Origin of the sequence: Bacillus sp. BK450 (assembly GCF_004364885.1) — a bacterium.
GTDB classification, from domain to species: Bacteria; Bacillota; Bacilli; order Bacillales; family Bacillaceae; genus Bacillus; species Bacillus safensis.
Genome location: NZ_SOBQ01000005.1, coordinates 68858 through 83052, shown reverse-complemented (window position 1 = coordinate 83052; position 14195 = coordinate 68858). Strand labels below are relative to the sequence as shown.

At 40.6% G+C, this 14195-nt stretch carries 9 protein-coding genes; 1 reads left to right on the top strand and 8 read right to left on the bottom strand.

From position 1 onward, the window contains the following. Window positions 1-77: 77 nt before the first annotated feature. From EV579_RS16050 to EV579_RS16020, 7 genes are all read right to left on the bottom strand, one after another. Entirely contained in the window at window positions 78-4547 is a 4470-nt protein-coding gene (locus EV579_RS16050) for a non-ribosomal peptide synthetase (protein WP_133744824.1), read from the bottom strand. 91 nt (window positions 4548-4638) lie between these two features. Further along, window positions 4639-5838, bottom strand: a complete 1200-nt coding sequence (locus EV579_RS16045) for an MFS transporter (RefSeq protein ID WP_166644708.1) — start codon at window positions 5836-5838, stop codon at window positions 4639-4641. Window positions 5839-5971: 133 nt separating this feature from the next. After that, the gene (locus tag EV579_RS16040; protein WP_024426681.1) at window positions 5972-7168 is read right to left on the bottom strand and encodes a CamS family sex pheromone protein; all 1197 of its coding nucleotides are present in this window, start codon (window positions 7166-7168) and stop codon (window positions 5972-5974) included. A gap of 15 nt (window positions 7169-7183) precedes the next feature. Beyond that, the gene (ligA, locus tag EV579_RS16035) at window positions 7184-9190 is read right to left on the bottom strand and encodes an NAD-dependent DNA ligase LigA (RefSeq protein WP_025092635.1); all 2007 of its coding nucleotides are present in this window, start codon (window positions 9188-9190) and stop codon (window positions 7184-7186) included. 40 nt (window positions 9191-9230) lie between these two features. Continuing rightward, window positions 9231-11453 carry a DNA helicase PcrA gene (gene pcrA / locus EV579_RS16030; protein WP_024426683.1) on the bottom strand — a complete coding sequence of 741 codons (2223 nt, stop codon included), beginning with the start codon at window positions 11451-11453 and terminating at the stop codon, window positions 9231-9233. 57 nt (window positions 11454-11510) lie between these two features. Beyond that, window positions 11511-12203 (bottom strand): heptaprenylglyceryl phosphate synthase, encoded by a 693-nt coding sequence (gene pcrB / locus EV579_RS16025; RefSeq protein WP_056767551.1) that lies wholly within the window; start codon window positions 12201-12203, stop codon window positions 11511-11513. A gap of 186 nt (window positions 12204-12389) precedes the next feature. Beyond that, window positions 12390-12905: a hypothetical protein gene (locus tag EV579_RS16020; protein WP_133744822.1), complete on the bottom strand. Its 516-nt coding sequence runs from the start codon at window positions 12903-12905 to the stop codon at window positions 12390-12392. Between the two features lie 563 nt (window positions 12906-13468). Here EV579_RS16020 and EV579_RS16010 point away from each other — a divergent pair. Next, the gene (locus tag EV579_RS16010) at window positions 13469-13774 is read left to right on the top strand and encodes a DUF2283 domain-containing protein (protein WP_243837436.1); all 306 of its coding nucleotides are present in this window, start codon (window positions 13469-13471) and stop codon (window positions 13772-13774) included. Window positions 13775-13856: 82 nt separating this feature from the next. Here EV579_RS16010 and EV579_RS16005 read toward each other — a convergent pair whose 3' ends face one another. After that, window positions 13857-14087: a hypothetical protein gene (locus EV579_RS16005; RefSeq protein ID WP_003214314.1), complete on the bottom strand. Its 231-nt coding sequence runs from the start codon at window positions 14085-14087 to the stop codon at window positions 13857-13859. Window positions 14088-14195: the final 108 nt, after the last annotated feature.

Below are 14195 nucleotides of genomic sequence, written 5' to 3'. Positions count from 1 at the left end.
ATGTGCCCCCCCGGCAAAGCAGCTTATCCATAAGACAGCTAACAAAAATGAAATGTAGATAACATGCTGATTTTTCCTCATGTAAATAATGAATCCATTTCTTCAAGAGACATATCAACTGTTTCAAAATCAGACGGTGTAAATTCGATCCCTTCTTGTTCTAAGCAATGCTGTACCATACGCTCAATTTGCTGTTCTATCTCTTGCAATAGCTGCATCATATCTGTTTCACACAGCTGTTTTTCGCTGAAAGAAAGATGGAAAATCAGCTGACCGCCCTTGATGGTAGCGACCATATCGATGACGGTTGTTAACGGATTATCCAATGACGAATCAATCCCCGATGTAAAGTAAGACATCTCATAATCAGATGATTGTTTAAGCACCTGATCGATTTCACCTAAATAATTAAACCGTAATTGCGGCGCTGAATGATCAGGAAGCTGCCTATTGATGAGTGACAACAGCCCATATTCTGCACCTTTATTCGGCACCTCACGTATCGTTTCTTTGACAGCCCGTATGTGATCTGAGAGAGATTCAGAAACATGAACATTCACAGGATACATGGTGGTGAACCAGCCGCACGTTCTAGATACATCAATATTTTCCTCCACAGCATCTCTGCCATGACCTTCTAATTCCAGAGAAATCCGTTTTTGATTCGTTTGCTGATAACAGGCTTGCGTTAAGGCTGAAATTAACAGTTCGTGAGGCTGCGTTTGGTACGCTTTATTCGCTTGATTGGTCAATTGATCCGTGAGCTCCACTGATAAAGCCTTCGTTAATTTGACTTCGTCTTTGACATATCCCTCATTAGAAGAAACTTGATACAGAGGCTGAATACCCTGCACCGCATTTTTCCAATAGTTGAACGCCTCTTTTACATCTTCTGATACTGCATACTCGTTAACCCGCTCTGTAAATGTTTGATATGAATGAGTTTTTGGCGGAAGCACTTCTGCTGAACCCTTCTCTGCATGAAATAATTGAATCAAATCCTCCACAAGAATTTGCCAAGACATACCATCAACTAAAAGATGATGGGCGGCAAAAATGAGATGTGATTGAGAAGCAGTTTGACAAAGCGCTGCCTGAATCAATGGTCCTTGATAAAGATGAGTCCTTTGCTTGATCTGACATCCTACTTCTTGCAGCGCTTCTTCCACCTTCTCTTCTGACAATGCCGTAAAATCGTGTATCGTCAGCGGGATATCCTGAATGTTTTCATCATAATAGAGGGTGTTTGTCGCCTCATGTACTTTTAACCTTAATCCGTCGTGATGAATGACCAGCTCTTTTAAAGCACTCTGCACGATTCTTTCATCCATCTTTTTCTTTGAATGAACAATGATAGATTGATGCCAGAAATGTTTATCTTTTAACCTCTGTGACCAAAACCATTCGATGATTGGGATCGATTTCACATCGCCCACAGCCTGTTCTTGTGAGATATGTAAGACTGGTTCCTGCTGAACGACTTGTGCCATTTCTCTAAAAATAGGATAAGTAAATAGATCTTTGGTTTTTAAATAGAGTCCTTTGTCTTTTAACTTCGCAATAAATTGAATCGCCTTTATGGAATCGCCGCCAAGCTGATAAAAATGATCAGCCGGTTCTACCTTTTCATGCCCTAAGATGGTTTTTGCTGTGTCTACTATCATCCCTTCAATGTCCGCTGTTTCCTTCGACCATTCAACAGTTGTTTCCACTTGAGACAACAATGGATCAGGCAGTGCTGCCCGATTGATTTTTCCATTTTGGGTAAGCGGGAGTTCTTTTAATACAACAAAATAGGCAGGTACCATATAAGCTGGCAGCTGATCTGATAATTTCTTCCTTAGTAAAAAGGAGGTTAGCTCTTCATCTTTCAATTCAATATAAGCAGCCAGCTGTTTTTCTCCAGATTCATCAGTTAGATCAATGACAGCTGCTTTATCCACTTCATCGATTGCCATAAGCGCAAGTTCGATTTCACCCAGCTCTATCCGGTAGCCCCGAAGCTTGATTTGATGGTCAATCCGGCCAATGTATTCAATCTTTCCATCACTTGCACGTTTCGCAATGTCACCGGTTCGGTACATGCGGCGATGACTTACAAATGGATTGGGCAGAAAACGTGATTTCTGCAAATCAGGTCTTTGCCAGTATCCTCTTCCAACACCCGCGCCTGAAATATATATTTCTCCTATCGTCCCTGGCAGCACCACTTGCTGATTTTCATCTAAAAGATAAATCTCTGTATTCGGCATCGGCACTCCAATTGACACCGATGTCCCGCCATCATCTTGATGGAACTGATGGATCATACAGCCAACGGTTGCTTCAGTTGGTCCATATTCATTAAAGATGGATATCCTTCCATCACTTGCCTCAGTAATTCTTTTAGCCAAAGAAGTCGATAATTGTTCTCCTCCTACAATCATCCGTTTAACCACTGACTGAGACAGTGCAGCATCTGTTAACAGTGCCATATGAGCTGGTGTCAGCTTGATCACCTTTGCTTTTTGATCAAACAAAATATGTTCTAATAAAAAGCCTGGCTGATCCTCTTGACGATAGATGACTACTGTACTGCCAATAACCAATGGCGTATAAATGGAGGTAATGGTTAGATCAAATGCAATGGACGAATACAGAGCAAAATGGTCATCTTCTGAATCTGTATAGTTTGTTTTGGCAGACATGATATAGTTCACTAAGCTTTGATGCTCAATCATCACTCCCTTTGGCTGTCCTGTAGAACCAGACGTATAAATCATGTATGCGACGTCTTCATCATCTCCAATGAATGAATGTTCCACATCATACGGATCCAACTGATCCCACACGTTGTAGATATTGTACGTATCACCATTAAAATGGTATGCAGATGCATGATCTGTAAAAAACAGCTTTGCCTGACTGTCATCCAAAATAAACTGAATGCGTTCCTGCGGATACTCAGGATCAATCGGTACATATGCACCTCCAGCCTTTAAAATCCCCAGCAATAGTACAATCAGTTCTGGTGAATGATTCATACATATTGCAACAAAGTCATGTCTCTGTAAGCCATGTGTTTGCAGGAAATGCGCCATTTGGTTGGTTTTTCTCTCAAGTTCACCGTATGTCATGATATGAGAGCCGTCCTGAATCGCGATTCGATCAGGAGAAGTCTTTGACATGTCTGTGATTAATTCATGAATTTTTTGCTTTTGTGGGAATAGCACGCCTGTGTCGTTCCATTGATATAGCTCTCGATGTTCCTCTTCCTCTGTCATAAGCAGTACGTCTTTTAAGAGCTGCTTGGGCTGGGTAAGTATGTTCTCGACAAAAAGAAGCATCCTTTCATGCAGAAAGTTGATGTCTTCATTACTGTAATCTGAGATTTTGTAGTCATATTGCAGCTCGATTTGCCCTTTTTCATCCCATTCTTTCACAGCTACTTGCAAGCCATATGGCTGGAATCCATTGTAAAGCTCCATGTATTCCACTTTGTATCCTTCCATCTCCTGCACCATATTTGTGCTGTAGGAGTTGATATAGATTTGAAAAAGCTGATCATATCCTGCCTTTGCAAGCTCTAAATCTTTGACAAGTGCGTCATAGGGATAACGCTGATGCAGGAAGTAAGTCTTATAGCTTTTTTGAACGTCTGACAAACTTTCTAATAGAGATAAATGAGGGTTCATCTTCATTCGATATGGCATTGTGCTAACGGTCATACCGGACGTGGCTTTTTCCTTTTGCCCGGAACGATTGAGAACTGGCGTCCCAATAATAAAATCTTTTTGCTGGTATCTTTTATGCAAGTAAACGAAGAGTCCTAAAGTAAATAAAGAGTTGATTGAACAATGATGGGTATCTATAAATTCATAGATTCGTTCTGAGAGTTGTCGATCAAGGTAATGGCTTTGCCGATGGCCTTTGATTTGGTCAGTTCCCTGTACCAAATAACTATCAGACACATCAGATAATGTTTCTTTCCAAAATTGCTGATCTTTTTTAAATCTTGGGGAGTTCATATATTTTGATTCTTTATCAATAAAAACAGAATGATTGTCTGCTTCTTGTTCGATAGAGGAGCTTTGTGTAAGAGCAGTGTAAAGCTGGCTAATTTTATCGATGATTACTTTCATCGACCATCCATCTGCTACTGTATGATGGCATTTGATGAAATAACCGGATTGTTGTTCACCGACTTTTAATACAGCAAATTCGGCGAGAGAGGTTTCTAGTAATTGAAATGGTGTTTTGAAGGCTTTTTCAGCCCATTCCAGCATGTCTTTAATTGTGGAAAACTCATAGGCAGGAATATGATGATCAGCGTTTGGATCAACGTATTGAAGCATCTCATCATCTTTCTCTACTAGCTTGAGACGAAGAGATTCTGTCGTCATGATACATGTTGCAATGGCCTGCTTCAGTTTATTGAGCTGCAACGGCCCATTGACGAAAATAATACCGCCAATATGATTAATTGGTGTTTCTGGATAAAATGTTTCCATGTTCATCACGCGCCGCTGCGGATGTGTTAATGGCCAATATACTAAACTACTAGTCAATTACGCCACCTCTACTTTTCATATAGTTAACATTTCTACGAACTTATTAAATCACATAATGGTATTTTTGTAAATAATTGAGATAAACTGTCTAAATTTGTTCATTTTTTAATCTAGACGCTAGGAAAGCCGACACAGTAAACAGGACAACGTTGATAAAAAAGACGACTCTTGCCCCAAAGAGATCGGTCATGGTGCTCATAACGAGGATGGACATTCCATATATAAATGTCGATAGTGTATGTTGAGCTGATAGTATTTTAGGCAATTCAATTTGACTCAGTGTATCTTGTACATAGGTACGAATAGAAATACTGCGAAGCTGAAAAGCCGGCCCTAATAAAAAGACAAACAATAAACTCATCCATGCTGAATGATTCAACCCTAAGCACAGGGTTAGCAGAGCTACGATCACCGAGCTGTAAAAAATGTGATCAAACAAACGCTGTTCCACATGCTTTGCGAACCGCAGCACGAGCAGACCGCCTAGAATGGTTCCGCCAAAATAGCTTGCGTTAATAAAGCCCCACCATGTTTCAGGCTGGTGTAAGACTTCAGTGACATACACAAGAATAATAGCACCAGTCCAGATACTTCTGCCGCTCATGGACAGCATTTCTAAAATCGTTAATGTTCGAATGGTTGGCTTTTCATACATGATCTTCCAGCCAGAAAAGATTCGTGTACCAAATGATTCAGACTGTTGCTCTTGTTTAGCTACAGCCCCAGTATCAATGATAAAAAGCATAGATATGAGCGACAAACTATATAAAACAAGTGTCGTAATGAGGAGAAACTGCGGTCCAAGAATGCCAATAAACAGCCCTCCTAAAAGCCATCCTAGTAAAAGGACAATTTGGTCAGAAGTTAAGATATAGCTATTGGCTTTTAGTAAAAAGTTCTTTTCTACTAAACGCGGGATCATCGAATTTCGAACAGGAATGGTTCCCCCATCTATCAAAGAAAGGAAAAATACAATGATAAAAAAGAGAGGAATAGTAAATGTTGATAGTTGTAAAATATAAATGAAAATCAAGCAACCGAAGAAAGCAATTTGACACATTTGCAAATAGATAATGAGTCTTTTCAGCTTAAATTGATACATAAAGAACGGAATGAGTACCGCTCCAAGTGCTTGTCCAACAAACTGGGAGACAGCCACCATTGAAGCAATTAGTGTAGAATTTGTTAATTGGTATGTCAGGATGGTCAGAACGAGGACATATAGTGAATCCCCGAAATTAGCTAGGGATTGTCCCCCTAATAAAAAGTAAAATGATTTGTTTTTCATATTTATCTCCATTTTCTCTTCATTATCACCCATAATAATACATTATTTTCTACACTTCTACTTTTTATAACAATATTTTCATAATTTGATACATTTTTACTAATTTAAAAAACCGCCAAAAGGCGGTTTTTATTTAGTCATATATATGAACAGTCGGTTCTTTGTCTTCAGCATTTTTCGTAATCAAGGCTTCTTGTTGATCAGAAGATGTAATGTTGATTTCGATATTGGTACTCTTGTAGTAATCCATGACTTCACCGGTTAAATATTGTGTGAAGGCTACGACTTCCGTTTTTCCATAGAACTGCATTGGAATTTCGATTTTCATTTTTTGCAGGTTGCCGTTTTTGTAAAAGCCTTTTCCTACAACACCAGTGTAATTCGGGAAGTAGTCTTCGACCTTTGTCTTGAAGCGGTCAAATCGCTCTGAATCATCTTTGTAGCTGCTTTTCGCATTATCTGAAGGGAAGAATACATTCTCCTCATCGATCGTATCCCAATTTCCGATATCAGCGGAGCCTGCTTTCACATCCGTTTTGGCGATAAAGTTACCTGGAACGATAGATGATTTTGGTGCTTGCTTATAAAGGGCAATCATGACAGGCACTTTTTGCAGACCGTCCATTTGACGAATGCGCTTGATCACTTGTTCAGCGATTTTTTCACCCTCTGCCAAAAGTTTCTTTGAATTTTTCGATGAATCGATGGTCACCTCTTGCTGAGGGTCACCGATCTTTTCACGGTAATAATAAACAGAGTTCAGTGCAAGACCAATGACAACTCCGCCAAGCTGTAAGCTGTTTTTATCTTTTCTAATTAAGTAATTATGCTCTAGCATCGAAGCTAAGTAGATGGGACTATTTTCATTTTTAGACTTTGTTGAACCTGAGTTTGGAAGAGCAGGATTCAAGCCTAGATTCTTAAAGTCTTTATCATCTTTTTCTGCCTTTTTCAGATCACTGCCTGTTTTTTTGCGTGCCAGCCAGCTGAGAACGGTGTCCTCATCTAAATGCTGTCCTTCTTGGAAAAGATAGTCGTTTGTATTAAATGACTCTGTTGCAAGACGCATGAGTCCTGTTTCAAATTCATCAATGTCCAAGCGTGTGTTGAGACGCTCCGCTGTTAAACCTCTCGCAGCTCCTTGTTTAAACGGCAGCACCATTTTGTAATAGGAGTCTGAGATATTGTACATCGGGATGATGGCTGTTTCCTTTGTTTCCTTCGTTTCATCCGTTTTTTGTGTGACCTCTTCCTCTTCCTTTCCCCCAAAAGGTGCACACGCTGACAATACCAGTGTGAGCATTGTCAGCAGCAATAACAACTTTTTCAATAGAAAACACTCCTCTTATTTCTTTAGCTCCTCGAGCATTTTAGCTTCGTCCCAAATTTCAATATTGAGTTCTTCTGCCTTTGTCAGCTTACTCCCCGCTGCTTCTCCGGCAATGACTAGGTCTGTTTTTTTACTCACACTGCCTGCCAGTTTGCCGCCTAACGCTTCGATCGCTGCTTTTGCATCGTTTCGCGCCATTTCTTCTAACTTTCCTGTCAGCACAATGGTTTTTCCTGCAAAGTAGGAATCACTTTCTTCTGCTTTTACCGGCTTCGGTCCTGTATAGGTCATATTGACTCCAAGCTCTTTTAGTTCGTTCAGCAGATCGAGTATTTCTTCTTTCTCAAAGTACGTGACGACGGCATCAGCCATTTTTTCACCAATTTCGTCGACTTCAAGTAATTGTTCTTTCGTTGCTTGCTTTAATTGATCGATGTTTTCGAAATGCATCGCCAAGGTCTTTGCCGCTTTTGATCCAATAAATCGAATGCCGAGTCCAAATAGTAAACGCTCAAGAGAGTTTTCTTTCGACTGCTCAATTGAACGCAGTAAATTGTCGACAGATTTTTCGCCCATTCGTTCAAGCTGAATGAGCTCTTCTTTCGTTAAACGGTAAAGGTCGGACACACGAGAGACTAGCTGTTCCTTGAAGAGCTGTGTAATGACCCGCTCGCCAAGCCCATCAATATTCATTGCATTACGGGAAACGAAGTGAATGAGTCCCTCACGTATTTGGGCAGGACATTCTGGATTGATGCATCGCAAGGCCACTTCGCCTTCGATTCGCACCAGCTCACTACGACACTCTGGACATTCAGTTGGCATGTGAAACGGCTTTTCTTCGCCTGTACGCTGATCGACAAGGACACCTGCGACTTCAGGAATAATATCGCCGGCTTTTTTCACAATCACTTGATCAAACAAGCGAATATCCTTTTCTTTGATCAAATCTTCATTATGAAGAGATGCACGCTGCACTGTCGTCCCTGCTACTTTGACAGGCTCAAGAATCGCTGTTGGTGTAATCACGCCTGTTCGCCCGACGCTTAGTTCAATATCAAGCAGCTTCGTTACGACCTCTTCAGCCGGAAACTTGTACGCAACCGCCCAGCGCGGGCTTTTTGCTGTAAAGCCGAGTTCTTCCTGCTGAGCCAGTGAATCGACTTTAATGACAATTCCATCGATTTCATATGAAAAATCGGCACGCTTTACTTTTAATGTTTCAATAAGGTCGATGACTTCTTCGATCGTTTGGCACATCCGTCTTTCTTTGTTTGTTTTAAAGCCAAGTTCGTCGAGAAGATCAAGTCCTGCGCTTTGCGTTTCAACACCAATTTCATCAAGCTCCGCTATACTGTAGACGAATATATCAAGGTTTCGTTTCGCTGCAATTTTCGTATCAAGCTGACGAAGTGAACCTGCAGCCGCATTACGCGGGTTTGCAAACGGCTCTTCTTCGTTTTGAATTCTTTTTTCATTTAATGCTTCAAAAGAAGGTTTTGGCATAAATGCCTCGCCTCTCACTTCAATCGACAGAGGGCGTTTGATTTTAAGCGGGATGGAACGAATCGTTTTGAGATTTTCTGTAATATCCTCCCCCGTTGTTCCATCTCCGCGTGTCGCTCCTCGGACAAACACGCCATTTTCATAACGGAGAGAAACAGCGAGTCCATCAATTTTCAGCTCGACATTGTATGCGATATCGTCACCGACTGCTTGACGAACTCGGCGGTCAAAATCAAGAAGGTCCTGTTCATTAAACGCATTCCCAAGGCTGAGCATCGGTGTGCCGTGACGCACTTTTTGGAAGGCGTCTAAAACAGCGCCGCCTACTCTTTGTGAAGGAGAATCCGCTGCTTTTAAGTCAGGGTGTTCTTCCTCCAGAGAGATCAGCTCACGCATCCGCGCATCATATTCAGCGTCAGGAACACTTGGACGATCAAGTGTATGATATTCGTAGTTGTATTGATTCAAAATCTGGTGCAGTTCCTCGATCCGGCGTTTCGCTGCTTCTTTATCCATCTGCTTCTTCCTTTCAATTCATCCGTTTTGTCCTATCAGTTTATTGCTTCTCGATTGGTGCAAATGCTGCGAGAAGACGCTTAATGCCTGTAGGGCTTGGGAACGCAATATCAAGCTCTGTGCTGTCTCCGCTGCCTTTCACACTCACAACCGTACCAACGCCCCATTTTTTATGGGCCGCTTTATCGCCCACAGCCCAGCCAATACTGCCGCCGCCTGTGTTTTGAATCGTTTGTGTTTGCGGACGTGAGACAGGTCCCCGTCTTTGCGGTCTTTCTCTTGTTTGGCCAAACGGTGTTTTTGTTTCTTTTTTCTCATTTAGGTTGTCCAATAAATCGGCTGGTATTTCTCGAATGAATCTAGATTCAAGGTTCATGTTTGTCCGGCCGAAAAGTGTTCTCATTTTTGCACTTGATAAATAAAGCTCTTCTTCAGCCCGTGTGATGCCAACATAAGCGAGGCGGCGCTCTTCTTCCATCTCTGCATCTTCCATTAATGAACGGCTGTGCGGGAAGACACCCTCCTCCATTCCCATTAAGAAAACAACAGGGAATTCTAGACCTTTTGCGGCGTGAAGTGTCATTAAGATGACGGCATCCTGATCTTCTTCTTCATTCTCATCCAGCTTATCAATGTCTGCGACGAGGGCGAGATCTGTCAGGAAGGTCACAAGTGACTTGTCTTCATTTTGTTCTTCAAAGTTCTTAGTGACGGATAGAAACTCGTCAATATTTTCTAAGCGGCTTTGTGCTTCAATCGTTTTTTCGAGCTTCAGCGCTTCACGATAGCCTGTTTTCTCTAGAATTTCTTCTGTTAATTCAGTGACAGATAAATAGTCCTGCATGTTCGTCATTTGATCAATGAGCTGTTTGAACTCATCAAGCGCATTGGCTGCACGTGCACTCAGTCCAATGAAATCCACCTGACCAAGTGCTTCAAACATAGACAGGTCATTCATCTCCGCATATGCTGCAATTTTATCAACAGATGTCGCACCGATTCCGCGCTTTGGTACGTTGACAATTCGTGCAAAACTAATATCGTCATCTGGGTTTGCCACTAGGCGTAAGTATGCCAAAATGTCCTTGATCTCTTTTCTGTCATAGAACTTTGTGCCGCCGACAATGTTGTATTGAATGTTGGCTTTCATTAACGTTTCCTCTATGACACGAGACTGGGCATTTGTCCGGTAAAGGATCGCAAAATCGGATAATTTGCGCTTTCCGCTCTGATGAAGCTGACGAATCTTTCCTGCGACAAATTGACCCTCACCAAATTCATTATCTGCACGATAATAGGCAATCTTCGCTCCTTCATCATTTTCTGTCCAAAGATTTTTCGGCTTCCGGTTTGCATTGTTTTGAATGACCGTATTTGCGGCATGCAAAATGCGTTTCGTCGATCTGTAATTTTGCTCAAGCAGAATCACTTCACTGGATGGATAATCTTTTTCAAAGGAGAGAATGTTTGTAATATCCGCTCCGCGCCAGCGATAAATAGACTGATCCGAGTCACCGACAACACATATATTTTGAAAGCGCTGCGCGAGCAGTTTCACAAGCATGTACTGTGCTCTGTTCGTATCCTGATACTCATCCACATGAATGTATTGGAATTTCCGCTGATAGTGCTCTAATACTTCAGGAATGCGCTCAAACAGACGAATTGTCATCATAATTAAATCATCAAAGTCGAGTGATTGGTTTTTGAGTAAACGCTTTTGATAATCTGTATAGACATCGCTGACCACTTGATCATAGAAATCACCAGCTGTTTTGGCGTATTCCTCTGCGTCAATGAGTTCGTTTTTTGCACTGCTGATTGATCCTAAAATACTGCGCGGGTCGAACTTTTTAGGATCGATATTCCGTTCTTTTAAAATGTTTTTGATGACTGAAAGCTGGTCAGATGTGTCTAAAATAGAGAAGTTGCGATTCACACCAATGCGGTCAATATCACGTCTTAAAATGCGGACACACATGCTGTGGAACGTAGAGATCCAGATGTCATCAGCGCCAGGCCCTAAAATAGCTTGGACACGTTCACGCATTTCACGTGCTGCTTTATTTGTAAATGTAATCGCTAAAATGTTCCACGGCGCCACATGCTTTTCTGCCATTAAGTAGGCAATTCGATGTGTGAGCACCCGTGTCTTCCCGCTTCCTGCTCCTGCCATCAACAATAAAGGACCGTCTGTTGCTTTGACTGCTTCTTTCTGTGCGTCATTCAGCCCTTCTAATAGATGATTCGATATTTCATTCATTCCATTCACCGCCAATTCGAACTTATGTTCTATTTTAACCCGTTTCGTCTTATTTGACTATGATGACTTTTTGACTGCATCCACTGTTTTTAATGCTTCTTTGAAATTGTCATAAATGACATTTCCTACAACCACGACGTCTGCATGCTGGGAGAAGTCTTTTGCCTGCTTAGCGTTCTCGATGCCGCCGCCATAAAAAAGAACTGTTTCATCAAGCACTGCTTTTGTTTCTTTGACAAGCTCTATGTCTCCAAGCGTTCCGCTGTATTCCAGATAAAAAATGGGCAGCTTCATCAAATGCTCTGCCACTCTTGCATATGCCCTGACGTCATCGATATCCAGCGCTGTATTTGCCTCTGTGAGCTTGGCCGCTTTACAATCTTCATTTAAGATGACATAACCTTCAGGCACAATCTCTTCCATTGACATCAAATCACCGAATTCCTTCATCGCGTCCTTATGGAGCCCAACAATCCAGTCAGGGTGAGAGCTGTTTAAAACGGTCGGGATGAAATACAGATCAAAGCCAGGCACAATCATCTCATGTGTGGAGATTTCGAGCACACATGGCACTAGAAACCGGCGGACCTTTGACATCAATTGAAGCACGTTGTCCTCTGTCACATGATCACTTCCGCCAATTAATATGGCATCCGTCCCAGATTCGCAAATCGCTTCTAGCTGTTCATCGGAAATTTCTTTATTTGGATCGAGTTTAAAGACATGCTTCCACTCGGTAACATCATACATGAAAACGTTCCTCCATTCGTTTCATTCCATTTAAATATTATAACAAAATCAGTGTCTGCAAAAAATGGGTAACCTCCTTTAGCTAAAAGTTTCATTCTTTTGAAAATGGGTGGCGTAATTTAAAGATTTAGAAACAAAAAAGCAGATGCTAAGCATCTGCTTTCTTAATAAATGAACACAGTTTTTTTATTTTTCAAGTGGAGCAACTTGTGCTGTTGGTGCACCACATAGCAAGAAAAAGCCAAATAATACAGGAGGTGATACCGCAATTCCAGTTAAAGTTAGGAACCCTAGAACACTTAACCATTCACCTTTTTCAATAGCCTTTTGAACCTGATTTAAAGCCCCCTTGGTTATACCAAGAGCATCTTCAAGACAACGTTGAACAGTGTTTTTTTGTGTAGTAGCAATACCTTTTTGTTGATTCATATAGTTCGCAAAAGCGATCATGCCTTCTTTTTGATAAACTGGGTATGAAGCTTTTTCTAATTCCTTTTCGTTAACAACATAACCTGCTTTGTCATCAAATACTAGAATTTTAGTAAAGATATACTCTATTTCAGCTACAGATTTTTCAATTTGTTCTTTTGTTAACCCTTTCAATCCAGCCTCAGGATTTACTGAATTTTCAGCTGATGCTACTGGCACTATTGTTGCAATAGAAAGTAATAAAGCCAATGTGAATACAAATAATTTTTTCATCAATGTATAAACTCCCCTTTTCCTTAAAATAACCTACAAAAAAACCATAAATTTGATTTTATGGTCATTTTTGATAATAACATATAGTGTTAGTTTATTTTTCGTTTTAAGGTAGAAATAAGTTGTTTTTACATAAATAGTGCTAATTCAACTTTTTTCGCAGAATTATGAGACTGTTAAAACCACAAATGAGATTCCCCAAGTTAATACTCCAAATAAAATAAAATATTTTAGAAAAAGTTCAAAATTAGTGAGCTTCCTCTCATTTCTAGTTTTCTTAAGTCTCCAATAAAAAGCATATGCGCACAACACAAGTACTATATGGCTCAGTTCAGACATTTTTTCAAAAAAATACAAATCCGCCATTTATAATTCATCTCCAATATAGTTAATTTATCCCTTTAAAGTATATACAAATATACATTCGTTGCACATCCTGCTATGTTCTTAATTTTAGTTTATTATAATAATTGATATTCTTTAATTTATCTTCGATACCCATTCATAATTTCAAATCTCGTTAATTAGCTACAGTTAAAATTAAAATGAAGCAGGTGACCCCATTGAAAAGAACGATCACATATGAACAAAATATAGACATCGGATACATCTATATCACCCCGCAAGCGGAGCATATGAAAATCAAAGAAACCATTGAATTAGATGTCAATGAATGTGTCAATGTAGATATCGATCAAGAGGGCCGAGTGGCTGGCTTGGAGTTATTTGCAGAAGAATCCAAGGTCCTGCGGAACGTACCGGTTTATGAGGATGATCTTTCTTTACGTTTGACGAATCAGGAAATTCTCTCAACTATCAACTGTCAGGCGTTGAACTCCAATTCTCAACACCTGATCACAATGAGCTGATCGGTTTTACTATTGTCGATCCTCTTCGCTATAACATCACAAGAAAAAAACCGTTTTGATCTTTCAAAACGGTTTTTTCAAACTATTGTCTCACTTCATTAAAATAATGGACGGATGTCATGGCCCCTTCGTCGACCATTTTGTTGTCTTGGATATCTAATGGATCTGGGTGGCCGGCTTTTTCAGGAATCTTTTCATCTGACCGGAACATGCTTGCCCATTTTTTCAGATGCTGTTTATTTTTTACCGCTAATAACACAGCTCCTCCAACCCCTAATCCTGCAAGTACATACGCATTTGGACGCTTATTCATGTATGTTCCCTCCCCTTATGATCTTATTTGTAAGTTACCCCGCCTTTTCATTTCTAAACGTCACAATATGCTGGTGTGGTTTCTCTTTCATTAAAAAGTGGAATAACA

What these genes read in the sequence shown, in the direction of transcription:
- EV579_RS16045 (WP_166644708.1), bottom strand. Translation starts at nt 5,838, where the DNA reads ATGAAAAACAAATCATTTTACTTTTTATTAGGGGGACAATCCCTAGCT.
- ligA (WP_025092635.1), bottom strand. Translation starts at nt 9,190, where the DNA reads ATGGATAAAGAAGCAGCGAAACGCCGGATCGAGGAACTGCACCAGATT.
- pcrA (WP_024426683.1), bottom strand. Translation starts at nt 11,453, where the DNA reads ATGAATGAAATATCGAATCATCTATTAGAAGGGCTGAATGACGCACAG.
- pcrB (WP_056767551.1), bottom strand. Translation starts at nt 12,203, where the DNA reads ATGTATGATGTTACCGAGTGGAAGCATGTCTTTAAACTCGATCCAAAT.
- EV579_RS16020 (WP_133744822.1), bottom strand. Translation starts at nt 12,905, where the DNA reads ATGAAAAAATTATTTGTATTCACATTGGCTTTATTACTTTCTATTGCA.
- EV579_RS16005 (WP_003214314.1), bottom strand. Translation starts at nt 14,087, where the DNA reads ATGAATAAGCGTCCAAATGCGTATGTACTTGCAGGATTAGGGGTTGGA.